This window comes from Desulfomicrobium norvegicum (assembly GCF_900114595.1).
Classification (GTDB): Bacteria; Desulfobacterota; Desulfovibrionia; order Desulfovibrionales; family Desulfomicrobiaceae; genus Desulfomicrobium; species Desulfomicrobium macestii.
Genome location: NZ_FOTO01000005.1, coordinates 112,806 through 129,425 on the forward strand (window position 1 = coordinate 112,806; position 16,620 = coordinate 129,425).

Genomic DNA, 16,620 nt, shown 5'->3' on the forward strand with positions numbered 1-16,620 from the left:
GCGGGTTAGCGCAGCAGTTTCTTGGCAACCGCCAGGAGCTGATCCGGTTTGAAGGGTTTGACGATCCAACCGGTGGCTCCGGCCGCCTTGCCTTCTTCTTTGGTGGATGCCTGGGATTCCGTGGTCAGCATGATTATGGGCACGAACTTGTATTGAGGCGTGGCGCGCACGGCGCGGATAAGTTCGATGCCGTTCATGTTGGGCATATTCAGATCGGTCACGATCATGTCCACCGGTCCGGACAGCTTGGCCAGGGCATCCTTGCCGTCGCAGGCCTCGATGACCGTGTACCCCGCGTCCTTCAAGGTCAGGCTGACCATCTGACGGACGCTGGCTGAGTCATCAACCGTCATTATGGTTTTACTCATGGGTTATCCTCTGTGCGATTCGTTATTTCCTTGATGAGACTGTCCGCCCCAAGGCTCGCCGCGTTTTCGAGCAGGTGAGGGGGCAGACTCGTGAAACTGATTGTCTTGTCCTGCTCCTTCAAGAGGGAGCAGAGGATCTGGACAAAAGAGAGGTCCGATTTTTCCGAATCACCCAGATCGAGGGTAATGACATCGGCCTTTGGCAAACGGGCCAGCAGCTCGGCGTGAATTTCCCTGGAATGTTCAAGAGTGAGACTGCCGGAAAGTTTTATGACCGGATGTTCCGGGGGGCCCTGGACGGTACATGAAAACATGAAAGGCTCCTGGTTTTAGAAAAGTTCCACATTGTCGCCGAGATCATCTTCAGGCTCAGCCTTCTTGTCGGTAGCGGCTTTTGACGATGGCTTCGCGTTGGCCGCCGTCGGCTGCTCGTCGAAAATTTCCACGTTGTCGTCGGTAAAAAGTTCGACATTGTCATCGCCGAAAAGTTCCACATTGTCGTCGGAAAAGAGTGTGACATTGCCGTCGTCGAAGAGTTCCACGTTGTCATCGGAAAAGAGTTCCACATTGTCGTCGCCGAAAAGCTCGACGTCATTGTCGTCGAACAGATCCGCCTCGCCACCGTCGTGAGCGTCCCCGTGATGTCCGAGAACGGACAGGTGGACCAGGCGTTCGCTGTCCATGGTGTATCGGGAAAGCTGTTCGCGCAGTTTCTCGGGCTGTCTGGCCGCGTCGAGTTCCGCCGAGAAGGGGGCGAATCTGTCTTTCAACACCGTGATTTCCTTTTCCAAACTCAATAATTGATCCGATACCAGTTCATGGAAATGGATGGAAGAGGTCACGGCGCTGATTTGTGAAACAAGTCCCGTGCCGAGGTCCGAGAGGTGCGCGATGTTTGCCGCCAGTTCAGCGTCAAGGGTGGCCAGCTGGTCGAGCACGGTTTCAAAGCGACCCTGGATGCCGTCCACCATTTCAGATACGTCCGAGGTACGGGCCAAGGTTGAGAGGCGGTCGGCCACGGTGGAAATATTGTTCAGGATTTCGGCTACGGTTCCCGTACGGGTGCGGGCGTCCACGGAGAGGTTCTGGATTTCCATGGCGATGACCCCGAGGGTGCGGCCCTGATCGCCGGTGTGGGCGGCCTTGACCCGGGCGTTCAGCGCGATGAGTTCGATTTCGGCTCCGATGTCCTCGATGCCATGCACGAAGGTGCTGACCGTGGAGATGGTTTCCGCCATGTGCGACATGGTCTTCGATGTCTCGGAGATGTGCCCGCTGGTGGTGCGCATGGCGTTCATGACGTCGCCGATGTGGTGACGGATGGCGTCGAGAATGGACATTCCGCCCTTGCGGTCCGCATAGGCCACGGCAGTGATCTTGCCGTGCAGGTCCTCGATGCCGTGTCCGATGGAGCGCAAATTGTCGATCAATTCGTCCACGGCTCCGGAAAACATTTCCTGCGCCTGGCGCAGTTGCGGTGCCTGGAGTTTGAGCACGTCCCGCACCCAGGCTCCAAGGCCGAGCTCTCCGCCTTCCTTTTCCGGCGCGCTGATTTCCCGGACAGCCTGGTCCAAAATTTCCTCGACATGCTCGACCTGCTGGCGGGTGATGTCGTGAAATTGCACCGAGGCGATGACCTGTCCCATGCTCTCGGTCACCTGGCGGGATCCTTTGGCCAGATCCTGCACCAGGGCGGCCGAATGGTTGCGCATGTCCTCAAGCTCGGAAATTCCGGCAAAGAGTTCCGTGAACATGTCCTCGACGATGCGATTCTGCGAGGCGAGCTGCTTTTTGCTGCGCTCGCTGGCCGACGCCACCTGATTCATGAGCAGGTGCGAATGTTCGCTGATTTTTTCAGTGTGCTCGTCGATGATCGTGCCCAGGGCCCTGACGTCGTCGGCCAGAGTGGTGAATCCGGCACCGGCGCTGCCCAGACGGGCGCTCTCGATGCGCGTGGTGATTTCGAGCACCTTCAGAGTCTGAACCATGTTGAAAAATTGGGCCATGGCCTGGTCCAGGCCGCGGATGAGTCCGAGCACCTCGGACATTCCTTCCTGCTGCTCCGTGGAGGAGACGGAGGAAAACACGGCCTTTGCCTCGTCGGCCCGGGTCTGCAGTTCCCCGATGGCCGCGAGCAGGGCTCCTTCGCCAACGGAGGAGGCCATGGCCGAGGCCGTGGCCGAAAACGTGTTGGCCTGCGAGTTGATGCCGAAAATCGTGGCTCCCAGTCCGAGAAAATCCTCTTCTCTATCCTTGATGACACCGGCAAGGCGGGACAGAAGCGCGGGCAGGCTGCTGGCGCATTCCTCCATCACGGACACAATTTCCTGGAGAGAAGGCGCTATTTCGTCTTGAGGCATGGACCGGTCCTTGTTCGTGATGCGGGCCGGAGCTGATGTTCCGGCCCGCTTTGGTTCCAATTTTATGCTTCCAGTTCTTCCGTGCTGCGCAAGACCTGCAATTCTTCGGGTGAGAAGACCTTGCCGATATCGAGGATCATGATGAACTCCTCGTTCTGCTTGCCCATGCCCCGGATGAAGTCCGCCCTGATGGACGTACCCATGCGCGGCGGCGGGTTGATCTGGTCGCTTGTCATTTCAAAGACTTCACGTACCGAATCGACTATCGCCCCCATGTAGCAGTTTTCTCCTTCGACTTCCACATCAACTATTATGATGCACGTGTTGACCGTGTCCTGGGCCTTGGGCATGTCGAACTTGATGCGCAGATCGACCACGGGCACGGCGTGGCCGCGCAGATTGATGACCCCGCGCATGTAGGGCGGCGTCTTGGGGATGCGGGTCACGGACACGAGTTCGATGACCTCGCGCACGGAACCCGTCTCCAGGGCAAAGACCTCCTCGCCGAGACCGAAGGTCAGGTACTGCAGGGTAGTGTTGTCACTCATGAGTCACCTCGACCTTTGGTTAGAAACGTTCGAATTCATCATCTTCTTCGTCGCGCCCCATATCAAGGGCCAAGCCGCTGGTCGAGCCCTTGGCGGCCAGGGCCTTGGGGGCCTTGCGCGCGGGCTGCGGCCTGCTGCTGCCCCGATGGGCGGTCTGCCGGGTGACGCGGGCCGCCGTGGCGCCCAAATGGAAGAAGGAGATGGAGGACTGCAACTGTTCGGCCTGGCTGGACAGTTCCTCGGATGTGGAGGCCATTTCCTCGGAAGCCGAGGCGTTCTGCTGAATGACCTGATCAAGCTGCTGCAGGGCCTTGTTGATCTGCTCGGCGCCGGCGTTCTGTTCGTTCGACGCCGCAGAGATCTCCTGCACCAGTTCGGCGGTGCGCTGGATGTCAGGGACGAGCTTGGTCAGCATCTGACCGGCCTGGTCGGCCACGCTCACGGTGGAGGAGGACAGCTCGCTGATCTCGGCCGCGGCCGTGCCGCTGCGTTCGGCCAGCTTGCGCACTTCGGCCGCGACCACTGCGAAGCCCTTGCCATGCTCGCCCGCCCGGGCGGCCTCGATGGCGGCATTGAGGGCCAGCAGGTTGGTCTGGCGGGCGATTTCCTCGACGATGGAGATCTTCTCGGCGATGTTCTTCATGGCACCCACGGCCTGGACCACGGCCTGACCGCCGGCCTCGGCGTCCTGCGCGGCCTTCAGCGCGATCTTTTCGGTCTGGGAGGCGTTGTCGGCGTTCTGGCGGATGTTGGAGCCCATCTCTTCCATGCTCGACGAGACCTCTTCAACGGAGGCGGCCTGCTCGGTGGCGCCCTGGGAGAGCTGCTCGGCGGAGGCGCTCAGTTCCTCGGAGCCCGAGGCCACGTTGTCGGAAGCCGACTGCACTTCGGTCACGATCTCGCGCAGCTTGGCGACCATGTCGCGCAGTGCCTGGGCCAGGATGCCGACTTCGTCCTTCTGATCCACATCCAGTTTGGCGGTCAGGTCGCCCTGGGACAGCTTGCGGGCAAATTCCACGCCCTGCTGCACCGGGCCGGTGATACCCTTGGTCAGGAATATGGCGACAAGAATGCCGATGATGACACTAAAGCTCAAGCCGCCGATCATGACCGTGGAAGCCGAGTTGAGGTTCAGCACGGCTTCGTCGGCGATATTCTGGGTGCCTTCCATGCCCGCCACGGCCGTATCTTGCGCGACGGCGAGGACATCTTCGCCGGTTTTCGTACGTTGGGTGTTGAGGTCTGCAAGCTCTTTCCAGTGTCCGTTCAGACTGGTCATGGCCGTCTTGTACTGCATGGCCGCATCTTTTGTGGCTGCGATCTGCCTGAGGTTAGCCTCCTGTCTCGTGACCGCTTTGAGCTTGTCGAAAAATTCGTCCATTTTCGGGAAGTTCTTGAGGGCGTCCTCGATAATCTTCGGATCCCGTTCCGCCTGGGCGCGCCAAACCTTTATGCGGGTATCATTACCGAGGTCGATGATTTCATTGACCCAGGTGATCTTGTCGAGACGCTCGGTCAGCGCCTCGGGGGTGGCTCCTGCGGTGAACTCGCGCTTCATGGCCACGTTCTGGCTATCGAGAAAATCCACGCAGTTTTTCATGTAGGCGGCCGCGCCCTGGTCCAAGGCCTTGCGGTCCCCATTCATCGCTTCGATCAGCTCAACGGTCTGGTCGGACTGGGCGGCGTATGAGGCGACCACTGCCTTGGCCTGCACCAGCTGCTCTTTGAGTTTGACCAGGGAAGGATAGGCCAGGGAATGCTTTTCAGCATCGGTCAAAACATCCTGCACCGCGGCAAGCTGCTTGCGCCCTTCGTCCAGGAAGGACTGTTGTTCCGTGAAGGCATAGCCGCGCCATGCGTACATGGTCAGCAGGGAGGAGCGTTCCAGTTCATTGGCTATGCCCACTTCAGGCACATACTCCTTGGCCAGCCGGATGGAATCCGTTTCCACGGCTTTCATGTTGAATACGGCCAGACCACCCAAAGCGCAGGCGATAATAATCAGAACTCCGAAACCTCCGCCGATCTTGATCCCCAACTTGATGTTTTTCATTCCCCCCTCCTTGTGAGTGAAACGGCGAAAATTCGCCTGTGAGGCTTTGCCACGCTCCGGGTGGATGGACTTGAACGTCTGGATAGACCCAGGACGGTCCTGCCCTTCCTACACGGATTTATTCATCAAAAGCCAGAAAAAAAATGAATCGGGAACTCATTTTGGGGCCCCCGTGAGCAGTTCGAGAGTCTTTCTGGCTTCGATATCCTCGACAAAAACATCATAATGCAAAAGCTGGCCCCGGGCGTCGCGGACCACCCGGACGGTGCGCGACGTCCAGATCGTTGATCCGTCGGGGCGTCGGATGCGGCATTCGAACCCGAAGATCTCGTCCTGCGTACCGATCAACGCGCGCAGCCGTTCCCAATCTTCGGGTGACTCGAAAAGCTCGGAAGCCGAGCGCACCGAATTCATCAACGCGCCCGGCGAGGCGTATCCGTACAGTCGGGCATAACTGGGGTTCATGGACACGAAGCGGCCGTGGGCGTCTAGCGTGCACATGCCGATGGGCGCGCCTTGGTAGATGGTGTGATACTTGTCCTCAATTTCAGTCAGGGCCTGCTGGATCTGCCTCTTTGATGTGATGTCGCGCACAAAGACGATGACCCCGGTGACCTGGCCGCTTTGCGCATCCCTGATCGGATATGCGTTGAATTCGATGGCGCGGGAGGCGGTGCAGGACATGATCTCGAGTATTTCGAATTCGTTGCGACCAGTGCGCAGGGTCCGGACCGCCGGACAGCGGGAACAGCATTCGCCCAGACGATGGAATGCTTCATGGCATTTCCTGCCCACGACCGGCATTTCCTCGGCATACCAGCGTGTCATGGTCGGGTTGGCGTAGCGCACGGTCATGTCCGGGGCGAGCACGCTGATGCCTTCCTCGATGCTCCCGAGCAGATTTTCCAGGAAAGCCTCGTTGGCGAGAATCTGTTCTTCGGCCGCCTTGCGTTCGCTCATGTCGTAGTGCGTGCCGATGATGCGCATGGGTGTCCCGATGCTGCTCTTTTCCATGAGCTTGCCCCGGGAGTGGATCCATTTGTAGGAGCCGTCGCTGCAGCGCAGACGGTATTCAAAATCATAAAAATCCGTTTCCCCCCGAAAGTGGGCCGAGAGCATGCTCAGGGCCGGAACACGGTCTTCGGGATGCAGCAGGGCTTCCCACTGCGTGATGGTCGGATCGAGGTCGCCATCCCTGTAGCCGAGCATCGTGTACCACGTGGGCGAACATTGCAGCCTTCCCGAGGGCACATCATAATCCCATACAGCCTCCTGGGCACCCTCAAGGGCGAACTTCCAGCGCTGTTCGCTGGCTTCCAGGGCCTGTTTGGCATGCATGAGTTCCGTAACCTCGAACTGCATGTGCACGATCTGGGTGACGGCGTCATTGGCATCGAGCACCGGAGCGCTGCGCACCAGCCAGTGCTTGCCGTCCGGGGATCTGTAGGTTCCGTTTTGTACCGTGCGGGTCTTCATGGCCCGCCAGGCTGTGGAAAAAGCTCCGGATTCAGATTCGCTACGCCCGTTTGCGGACGCGGCGCCGCTGGTCTTGTGATCATGCTGATTGAGATAATGCGCGGGGCTCTCGGTCACCGGAGAGTTCGACCACAGGATGCGGAACTGGGAGTCCAGAAGAGTCACGGAGACGTCCTGCAGGTTCTCAAGGATGGTGCGCTGCACCCGCTGCTGTTCACGCAGCTGGGACTCAAGGACCTGGCGTTCCCGTATTTCGTCGCGCAGCAGCCGGGTCAGTTCCTCAAGTTCGTTCTTGCGTTGATCCTGGCGCATGGGCGCGGTGTCCGAGGAGCTTGCACCCTGCTTTTCGAGAGTCTCAAGGCTGCCGAGGAAGAGCAGGGGATTGGAGCGGATGAGTCCGGTGATGCGGTCGGACAATTTGCCGGACAGGGCCATGAGCAGGTCGGGATCCTCTCCCAGGAGGCGGGCCAGGGCGTGGATGCGCTCTTCGGTCAGGGGCGCGTTCTCGCCACGCTCCAGCTTGCTCAGGTAGGAATGATGGATGCCGATACGCTTGGCCACGCTCCGGATTGAATAGCCCGAATGCTTGGCGGCGAGTGCTTTTCTGCGCTCGGTGAGATAACTTCCTAGTGCGCTCATGTGTCTATGATATGGTAGTCAGTTTTTTTGGTGCAAGCATTTTATGTCGGACACGCATAATATTTTTTCTGCGCTTAAAAATGCACGCTTGCAACAAAATCGGAATTCCCATGGGCGCATGAGTGTCGGACGGATGAGGATAATGCGTTCAACCCCCCGGTATATCGGGGCGCAACGTCCAAGGAGGGGGGGGCATTCTTCAAATGGTCCTTGGCTCGAACGTTTTGCATATGTCAGGAAAAAAATGTTGACCATAAAACCGTGGCTATTTCATAATCGCCATGTGAGACTTCCAATTTACTGTCCGCCCGCGACCGAGATCAAAAAAGATGGTGCCGGATGACGTGTTGCTAAATTATTCCCGGAATGCTCGCAGCCAGTTCAAACCGGAATAATTTTTGGAGGGAAGGTTTGGAATTTGTTTGAAATCGTTCTTGCGCAAGGCATCGATATTATGTTTGATTGAAAGAATTAGTGTCTGTCGGCGGAGTTTGGTTGGACAGAATTCATGATGATTGCAAAAATTCATGCGGCGACGAGGAACTCGAGCAAGGAAGCAGGCCCAATGACGAGACGACAAATTTCCACTCTTTGTTCAGCCATTGCTTTAACTTTAGTCTTTTTTTTCGGGCACTGTTATTTGAGCATCCTCGTGGACAATATCCGGCAAAGCGAGCGCCTGGCCCTGACCCACAGGATTTCACAGCAACTCAGCGCCATCCAGGCCGCGCTCCACAACGCCGAATCCCCGCTTTTCACCCTGTCCGACATTCTGGCTGTCGATCGCGGGGAATTCGATGATTTCGAAAAGCATGCCGAACATCTGTTGCACGAAAATCCTTTTGTCGGCGGCCTGTTCCTGGTCCCGGACGGCGTGGTCGCCACGGCCTATCCCCTGGCAGGCAATGAAGCCGCCATCGGTCACGACCTGCTCAAAGACCCGGCACGCAAGACCGAGGTCCTTGAAGCCATAAACACCAATCAGGTGGTCCTGGCCGGGCCGGTGCAGATGCGTCAGGGCGGAGTCGGGCTTTTCGCCCGCAAGCCCGTGTTCTGGAATGACAACGGGGAGCGGCATTTCTGGGGGCTGGTCGTGGCCCTGATCCATTGGGGAACCGTGCTTGAAACCTTTGATTTCAAGTCCCTGGACGCGGATGGCTATTCCTACGCTCTTTCCCGAAAGCTGAGCACGGACAAGGACGCCACGCTCATTGTCCGATCCGAGGCGGACATTGTCGAGGATCTTGCCCTGACACGGGCCCTGGCCATTCCGGGCGGGGAGTGGCTACTGACCGTCTCGCCCCGGGAAGATCGTCTCTGGGGCGTGGCCCTTGGTGGATACGTTCTTGTCGCCATGTTCGGAATGGTTGTCGCGGGGTTGTGTTTTCATCTCTTGCGCGGACGGGAAAAAATCCTGATCCAGGCCGAAGAGCTTGGGCGCATGAACGCGGAAATGGAGCGCGACATCGCCCGGCGCGAAAAGGCCGAGGCGGATCTGCTCAAGGCCAAGGATGCCGCCCTGTCGGCCACAAAGGCCAAGTCGCAGTTCCTGGCGACCATGAGCCATGAGATCCGCACCCCCATGAACGGGGTGCACGGGATGCTGCAATTGCTCGAAGGCACGAAGCTGGACGCGGAGCAAGAGGAGTATGTCCAGATTGGTTCCTCGGCCCTGCAGAGTCTTTTGACCCTCATCAACGATATCCTGGATTTCTCCAAGATCGAGGCCGGAAAGCTCGAAATCGCCCGGACTCCTTTTGCCCTGGATGAACTCTGCCGCTCCATTCCGGCCATTTTCAAGGAACAGAGCCTGGCCAGAAACCTTGAACTTTCCATTGAAATGGCGTCGGATGTCCCACATATGGTCGTGGGCGATCCGAGCCGTATCCGGCAGGTGCTGCTCAACGTTGTCGGCAATGCGGTCAAGTTCACGCGCGAGGGCGGCGTCTCGATCAGGATATCCGCGACGACGGAAGGACTTCCCCCCGATGCGGCGCGACTTGATTTCGAGGTCACGGACACCGGGATCGGCATCGGCGCGGAGCAGTTGCCGAATCTTTTCAATCCGTTCATCCAGGGCGGGGAAGGGCTGGTTCGCACCTGCCAGGGCACGGGTCTGGGGCTGACCATCGTCAAGCGCCTGGTTCATCTCATGGGCGGAGATGTCGAGATTGAGAGTTCCCTGGGCAAGGGAACAACGGTGCGCTTTCACGTGCTGGTCCATTTGCCGCCGACGGTGCAGGAGCAGGGCGAAGGCTGTGCCCGAAACATCGGGAACAGGGCGCGCGGGGCGGAGCGGAATCTGAGCATCCTGCTCGCCGAGGACGACGTGACGAACATGGCCATGCTGACCCGCCTGCTGGAAAAGCTCGGTTGTGAGGTCACCCAGGCCGTCAACGGCCTTGAAGCGGTGCGGATCCTGGAAAACGAGGACCTGGATCTTGTCCTCATGGACATCCAGATGCCACTCATGGACGGGGTCGAGGCGACCCGGCGCATTCGGGCGAACCGGTCCCTTGGCAACAAGTCCCGGATTCCGATCATCGCCGTGACCGCTTTCGCCATGACCGGAGACAGAGAGCGCTTTCTGGACGCGGGCATGGACGACTACATTCCAAAACCCGTGAACATGAATTCACTTCTCGAAGCCATGGACAGGGTGGCGGAATTCAAGACGATGTGAAGGCAGCTTTTTTTGGGGGGATGAAATGAACTTTTCAAGGTCGATCGACAACGCATTCACCCGGATGAGGCGGGGCGTTTCGCGACGTTTTCTTCCCCTGCTGCTGTTTTGCCTGTTCCCTCTTCTTTCCTTTGCGGCAGGGGAGCGGGTGCTCTTCATCAGTTCCTATCATCCCGGTTTCCCGACCTTTTTTCAGCAAGTCGAGGGCCTGCGCTCGGAAATTGAACCGGCGGGCATCACCCTTGATGTCGAATTCATGGATACCAAGCGATTTTCCGGGACCGGGTACGAGGCGCTTTTTTTGGAACAGCTGCGATTCAAGCTGGCAAAAGTCCCTGCCTACGATGCCTTCATCGTCGCCGATGACGCGGCATTGCGCTTCGCCCTGGACCATCGTCAGGAGCTGTTCGCAGGGAGGCCCGTGATCTTTTGCGGCGTCAACAACCAGGAACTGGCCCACGAATTGAGCGGCACTCCTGACATCACCGGCGTCATCGAATCCATTTCGCTGCGCGAGACCCTTGAAGCCTTGTGGCGCTTAAGGCCCGGACTGAAAACCGTCCACGCTCTGGTCGACGGGGAACCGGGCGGTCAGGGGGATCTGCGCACCTACCTGGAGCAGCGTGAATTTTTTGCCGGAAAAAGCCTTCAGGTCCTCGACCTTTCCGACATGACCTGGAACGAGCTTCGGGGCAGGATGTCCGTCCTGGGACCGGATGAGGCCATCCTGCTCCTGTCCGCATATCGCGACCGGGATCAGGTCTCCAGATCGTTTGAAGACGCCCTGGCGTTCATCCTGAAGCACGCGGATGTCCCGGTGCTGCATCTTTGGGAACATGGCCTCGGGCAGGGAATCCTCGGCGGCAGGATCATTTCGCACCTGGAGCAGGGGCGCATCGCGGGACAACTGACCCGGAAGATACTGGCGGGAACGCCTGCCCATTCAATACCGGTGGTCGAGGGCAGCGAGGCCAACCGTTATGTCTTTGACCATGCGGTTCTGACCCGTTTTGGCATCAGGGAGTCCCTGCTGCCTCCGGGCAGTGAAGTCCGGGGCAAGCCTGTTTCGATCTTTTCCCAATATGGTGCGGAAATCCTTGTCGCCATCGTGGTCCTTGGCGTGCAGATGATTCTGGTGGGCGCCCTGATCAGCCACATATCCAGGTTGCGCCGTGCCCAGGCCCGAATCAAGGACAGCGAGAAGCGCTACAGGGCGCTCTTCGATGCCAACTCCGATGGAATTCTGGCCGCCGATGTCGCGACCCGCCGCTTTGTTTTCGCCAATCCCGCCGTTTGCCGGATGTTCGGGTGTTCCGAAGAGGATTTTCGCGCTTTGACGGTGGACGATATTCACCCACCCGAACATCTTGATGAGGTTTTGCGCAATTTCACCGCCCAGGCCTCCGGGCAACAAGACACAGCGGAAGCGCTACCCTGCCTGCGCCGGGACGGGAGCGTTTTTTCGGCGGATATCCGCAGTTTTCTGCTCGATTTCCATGGTACTTTCTGCGCCGTGGGGCTGTTTCGCGACGTGACCGAGCGCAGCCGGATTCTTGATACCCTGCGTCAAGCCCAGGAGCGCCTGTCCCTGGCCATTGCCGGCAGCAACGACGGAATCTGGGATTGGGACAGAGTGTCCGACCAGGTCTATTTTTCGCCGCGCTGGAAGGAGATCATCGGGTACGAAGACCACGAGCTGCGCAATGATCTGGAGGAATGGCGGAGCAGAATTCATCCCGAGGACAGGGCGCGGGTGCTCGACGTGAACAACCAGTTCTTCACCAGTTCCGCGTCCCACTTCGTCATCGAATACAGGCTGCGGCACAAGGACGGGTCCTATCGGTGGGTCATGGGACGCGGAACCTGCCTGCGCGACAAGGACGGCGTGCCCTACCGCATGGCCGGTTCGCACGCGGATATCACCGAACGTAAGGCCATGGAGCTCGAACTTGTGAACGTGCGCGACGCGGCCCTGGCCGCAAGTGTGGCCAAAAGCGCCTTTCTGGCCAACATGAGCCACGAGATCCGCACGCCGCTCAACGGCATGATGGGCATGCTGCAGCTGCTGGACTGTTCCTCCCTGAGCGGAGAGCAGAGGGATTACGTGCGCATGGCCGAGCTTTCCGGTCGGCGTCTGACCGCGCTGCTGGCCGACATCCTGGACATCTCCCGGATCGAGGCCGGCAAGCTGGTGCTCACGGAGCGCGCTTTTGACCTTGAAGAGATGCGTGATTCCATTATAACCCTTTTTTCTCTCCCCGCACGGAAGAAGGACATTCGTTTCGATGTCGAACTGGCCCCGGATCTTCCTTCGAGTCTGGTCGGGGATGACCTGAGGCTGCGGCAGATCCTTTTCAACCTGGTCGGGAATGCGATCAAGTTCACCGGCGAAGGTTTTGTGCACACGCAGATCAGTTTGCTGTCCTGTCTGCCGGATAACGGATGCCGGCTTCTTTTTTGCGTCAGTGACAGCGGCGAGGGCATAAGTGATGAACTTCTGCCCACCATTTTCGAGCCTTTCGTGCAGGGCGAGGGGTCCTATGTGCGCCGGCATCAGGGGGCTGGGCTCGGTCTGGCCATTGTCGGGCGGCTCATGCACATGATGGGCGGAGCGCTGGCCATCGACAGTTCGGACTCGGGTTCAACGATATGTTTTTCCATGAGTTTCAAGACTCCGGAGGATGCCAAGAAAACAGGCGTCAAACACGTTCGGCCTGAAGAATCCGGACACCGGAGCCTGCACATTCTGCTGGCCGAGGACGACCCGGTGAACATGTTCGCCGCCCAGCGCATCCTGGCCAAGGCGGGGCATGTAGTCACCACGGCCTCGGACGGCGGGCAGGCTCTTGAATTGCTGCGGGGGGCGGAGTTTGACCTGATTCTCATGGATGTTCAGATGCCGGTCATGGACGGCCTGGAAGCCACTGCGGCAATCCGTGCCGACCAAACCCTCGGGGAAAAATCCGGCATTCCCATCGTGGCCATGACCGCCTTCGCCATGAGCGGCGATCGGGAAAAATTTCTGGCAGGAGGCATGGACGGTTACATCGCCAAGCCCCTGGACAGCGCGACTCTCCACAAAACCATTTTCCGTGTCGTTTCCCGTAAAAGTAAAGAAAAAACACCGGACGCCGATGTCCTCGCCAGTAGCGACGCCTTGGCCCCCGACCCCACGGAAGCATGATGTCCACAAAAGAAAAAGCTGAAGCACTCAGTCAGGAGCAGGGGCAAAAATCCGCCGAGCAGCCCTGCGAGCTCGAAACGCTGCGTCGCCGGGTGGCCGAACTGGAGGACAGGGCCGACGCGGCTGCGAGGGCCGAGGAGAGGCTGGCTCGTCAGGACGCGTTGATGCAGGCCATTCTTCGCAACCTGCCTTTTGATTTCTGGGCGCGGGATCTCGATGGAAAGATCATCATGCAAAGCGACGCTTCCGTGCGCCTTTGGGGGGATATGGCCGCGAGCCGTGTCGAGGAAAGCGATGTTCCAGATGAAATCCGGAACGCATGGGAGGACATCAATGCCCGGGTCTACGCAGGTGAAGTGGTGGAGGGCGAAAAGAAGTATGTCCTCTCCTCCGGCGAGACGCGCTTCTATCGCGACATAGTCGCGCCGATCCGCATGGGAGAAGGGCTGCTTGGAATTCTGGGGACCAATGTCGACATCACGGAGCAGGTTCAAAGCATCCGCGCCCTGCATGCCAGCCAGGCCAACCTGGCCTCGCTGTTCGATTCCATCGATGAATCCGCCGCGCTTCTGGAGCTGGACGGCACGGTCATAACGGCCAACCGGACCTTTGCCAGCCGTGTCGGCAAGACGGTGAAACAATGCCTGGGCCGCTCCATCTACGAGTTTATTCCCACCGAGGTGGCCCTGTCACGCAAGCGCCTGGTCGAGGATCTGGTGCGCAACGCGCAGCCCCTGGTTTTCGAAGATGAGCGGGAGGGTCTGTGGATGCGGCACAGCCTGAGTCCGGTGCTCGCGCCGGACGGGTCGGTGGTGGCCATAGCCACCTTTGCGGTGGACATAACCGAGCGCAAGCGGCGCGAGAACCTGCTCGTCGCGCGTCAGCGGATTGTCGAGTACGCCATCAACCATTCCTTGAGCGATTTGCTGCGCATGACTCTCGACGAGACCGAGAGCCTGACCGGAAGCACCTTGAGTTTTCTGCACTTCTTGAACGAGGATCAGGGAATTCTATCCATGCAGGCCTGGTCCACAATGACCTTGCAAACCGGTTTTTCGATCCCGCGCGACAATCCGGATCTGGAAATAACGCAATTCGGAATCTGGGCGGAATGCCTGCGCACCCGCAAGGCCGTCATTCTGAACGATCAGGCCACGCTCGATCGCGAAAATGGGCTGCCAAAAGGGCATCCTCCCCTGAAACGCCTGGTGCTTCTGCCCATCGTGCGCGCCAAAATAATCGTGGCCATTCTGGCAGTGGCCAACAAGAAAACAGATTACACCGATGAGGATGTGCAGGTCCTCATTGAGCTTGGCAACCTGCTGTGGGACATTCTGGAGCACAAACGCGCCCAGGAAGAGCTGGCCAAGAGCGAAGCCCTGCTCAACATGGTCCAGCGTCTGAGCGGAATGGGTGGATGGCTGTGGGATGTCCGCCAGAACAGCATGATCTGGACCCGGGAACTCTATCGTCTGCACGGATTCACTCCCGATCAGGTCGAGCCGGGATCATCCGAGCACATCCGGCTCAGCCTGGCCTGCTATGAGCCCGATGACAGGGACAGGATACTCGCCGCTTTCGACAACTGTGTCGAACATGGCGTTTCTTTCGATTTGGAGATGCCATTCGTTTCGGCCACGGAAAAACGGATGCGGATTCGCACCAGGGCGGAGGCGATCCTGGAAGGGGGCGAGGTGTCCAAGGTGGTCGGCATCTTCGAGGATGTTACCGAACGCAGGATTCTCGAACAGCGTTACGAAACCCTTTTTTGGCACATGCTGGACGGTTTTGCCCTGCACGAGATCATCTGCGACGCAGAAGGTCATCCTGTGGATTACCGTTTTCTGGAGGTCAATCCGGCCTTTGAACGGCACACCGGCCTCATGGCTTCGGACATCAAGGGCAGAACGGCGCGGGAAGTCATGCCCGCCATCGAGCAGGTCTGGATCGACACGTATGGCCGGGTGGCCCTGACGGGTGAACCGGTGCTGTTCGAGGAATACGCGGCAGCCCAGGACAAGTATTTTCACGTTACCGCCTTCCGCCCGGCGCCCATGCAATTCGCCTGCATTTTCTCCGATGTTTCGGAACGCAAGCGTCACGAGCGGGATCTGCGCCATGCCAAGGAAGCCGCCGAAGCCGCCAACGTGGCCAAATCGGAATTTCTGGCCAACATGAGCCATGAGATCCGCACACCGCTGAACGGCATCATAGGCATCCTGCAACTGCTTGACTCCATGGAACTTTCCGAAGAACATAAAAATCTGGTCGAACTGGCCGGGACCTCGGCCGATCGCCTGAACGTTCTTTTGTCGGATATCCTGGATCTGGCCAGAATCGAATCCGGCAAGCTGGCCATCAAGGCCATGCCTTTCAAGCCCAAGGAGCTGCGGGCATCCACGCTGGGACTTTTTACCCCGACCTCCCGAAGCAAGGGACTGCGGCTTGAGTTTGTCCTTGATCCTGCTCTGCCCGCCATGGTTGTCGGGGACGAATCCAGGTTGAGGCAGGTGCTTTTCAATCTGGTGGGCAACTCCGTCAAGTTCACCCGGACAGGTTTCGTGCGCGTCGATGTCAGCCCCGTGCCGGGTTGCACGTCATCCAAGGTTCTCTTTTGCGTCAGCGATTCCGGGCCGGGCATTCCCGACCATCAGCTGGATGGAATCTTTTCCCCATTCGTGCAGGGCGAGGATTCCTATGTGCGCAACCACCAGGGTGCCGGGCTTGGCCTTGCCATCGTCAAACGCATCGTGACCCTGATGGGTGGCTCTCTTTGCGTGGACAGTTCGGAAAAGGGCACCGTCATGTGTTTCTCCATCGTCATGCCCGTGGCCTCCGATGCCAGGACGCCCAGTGTTCACAAGGCGACTGCTGCGCCAGGCGTCCGCGAAGGGCTTAACATTCTTCTCGTGGAGGATGACGCCGTGAGCATGTTCGCGGCCCGGCGCGTGCTTGAAAACGCAGGACACACGGTCACCGGAGTCGGCGACGGCAGCGAAGTTGTACCGACCCTCAGGGAGGGCGACTTCGATCTTGTCATCATGGACGTGCAACTGCCGGTCATGGACGGCTTACAGGCCACGGCCCTGGTGCGCGGCGATGCTTCCCTCGGGGACAAAGCCCGCATCCCCATCGTGGCCATGACGGCCTACGCCATGGGCGGCGACCGGGAAAAATTTCTGGCAGCGGGCATGGACGACTATATCGCCAAGCCCATCAACGCCAAGGAACTGCTTGCCGTGCTGGACAGGCTTGGAGCCCTTTCGGCGGGAAAACAATGAATCAACACTCTCATCAATCAATTTCGGG

The 16,620-nt window shown here is 58.9% G+C and carries 9 protein-coding genes; 3 read left to right on the top strand and 6 right to left on the bottom strand.

Features of this window, described 5'->3' with window-relative positions; all coding sequences use genetic code 11:
* Positions 1–5 precede the first annotated feature (5 nt).
* From BMZ24_RS09530 to BMZ24_RS09555, 6 genes are all read right to left on the bottom strand, one after another.
* Entirely contained in the window at positions 6–368 is a 363-nt protein-coding gene (locus BMZ24_RS09530; protein ID WP_092191647.1) for a response regulator, read from the bottom strand.
* On the bottom strand, positions 365–682 hold the full coding sequence (locus tag BMZ24_RS09535) for an STAS domain-containing protein (protein WP_092191649.1): 318 nt from the start codon (positions 680–682) through the stop codon (positions 365–367). The genes BMZ24_RS09530 and BMZ24_RS09535 overlap by 4 nt, the downstream gene beginning before the upstream one ends.
* 15 nt (positions 683–697) lie before the next feature.
* Positions 698–2,728: a methyl-accepting chemotaxis protein gene (locus BMZ24_RS09540; protein ID WP_143077868.1), complete on the bottom strand. Its 2,031-nt coding sequence runs from the start codon at positions 2,726–2,728 to the stop codon at positions 698–700.
* A gap of 62 nt (positions 2,729–2,790) precedes the next feature.
* Complete coding sequence (locus tag BMZ24_RS09545; protein WP_092191653.1) at positions 2,791–3,276, bottom strand: chemotaxis protein CheW; 486 nt, start codon at positions 3,274–3,276, stop codon at positions 2,791–2,793.
* Positions 3,277–3,295: 19 nt separating this feature from the next.
* Positions 3,296–5,329: a methyl-accepting chemotaxis protein gene (locus tag BMZ24_RS09550; RefSeq protein WP_092191655.1), complete on the bottom strand. Its 2,034-nt coding sequence runs from the start codon at positions 5,327–5,329 to the stop codon at positions 3,296–3,298.
* A gap of 156 nt (positions 5,330–5,485) precedes the next feature.
* Positions 5,486–7,444, bottom strand: a complete 1,959-nt coding sequence (locus BMZ24_RS09555) for a PAS domain S-box protein (protein ID WP_092191657.1) — start codon at positions 7,442–7,444, stop codon at positions 5,486–5,488.
* Between the two features lie 652 nt (positions 7,445–8,096).
* Here BMZ24_RS09555 and BMZ24_RS09560 point away from each other — a divergent pair.
* From BMZ24_RS09560 to BMZ24_RS09570, 3 genes are read left to right on the top strand one after another with little or no spacing between them, the layout of a single operon-like run.
* The gene (locus BMZ24_RS09560) at positions 8,097–10,127 is read left to right on the top strand and encodes a response regulator (protein ID WP_161949109.1); all 2,031 of its coding nucleotides are present in this window, start codon (positions 8,097–8,099) and stop codon (positions 10,125–10,127) included.
* A 25-nt stretch (positions 10,128–10,152) separates the two neighbouring features.
* A complete protein-coding gene (locus BMZ24_RS09565; protein ID WP_092191661.1) occupies positions 10,153–13,311 on the top strand; it encodes a PAS domain-containing protein in 3,159 nt (1,052 codons plus the stop codon).
* Entirely contained in the window at positions 13,311–16,592 is a 3,282-nt protein-coding gene (locus tag BMZ24_RS09570; RefSeq protein WP_161949110.1) for a PAS domain-containing protein, read from the top strand. Before BMZ24_RS09565 ends, BMZ24_RS09570 begins: the two co-directional genes overlap by 1 nt.
* Positions 16,593–16,620: the final 28 nt, after the last annotated feature.

Coding starts and splice junctions, on each gene's coding strand:
- BMZ24_RS09550 (WP_092191655.1), bottom strand. CDS start 5,329: ATGAAAAACATCAAGTTGGGGATCAAGATCGGCGGAGGTTTCGGAGTT.
- BMZ24_RS09540 (WP_143077868.1), bottom strand. CDS start 2,728: ATGCCTCAAGACGAAATAGCGCCTTCTCTCCAGGAAATTGTGTCCGTG.
- BMZ24_RS09565 (WP_092191661.1), top strand. CDS start 10,153: ATGAACTTTTCAAGGTCGATCGACAACGCATTCACCCGGATGAGGCGG.
- BMZ24_RS09545 (WP_092191653.1), bottom strand. CDS start 3,276: ATGAGTGACAACACTACCCTGCAGTACCTGACCTTCGGTCTCGGCGAG.
- BMZ24_RS09555 (WP_092191657.1), bottom strand. CDS start 7,444: ATGAGCGCACTAGGAAGTTATCTCACCGAGCGCAGAAAAGCACTCGCC.
- BMZ24_RS09530 (WP_092191647.1), bottom strand. CDS start 368: ATGAGTAAAACCATAATGACGGTTGATGACTCAGCCAGCGTCCGTCAG.
- BMZ24_RS09570 (WP_161949110.1), top strand. CDS start 13,311: ATGTCCACAAAAGAAAAAGCTGAAGCACTCAGTCAGGAGCAGGGGCAA.
- BMZ24_RS09535 (WP_092191649.1), bottom strand. CDS start 682: ATGTTTTCATGTACCGTCCAGGGCCCCCCGGAACATCCGGTCATAAAA.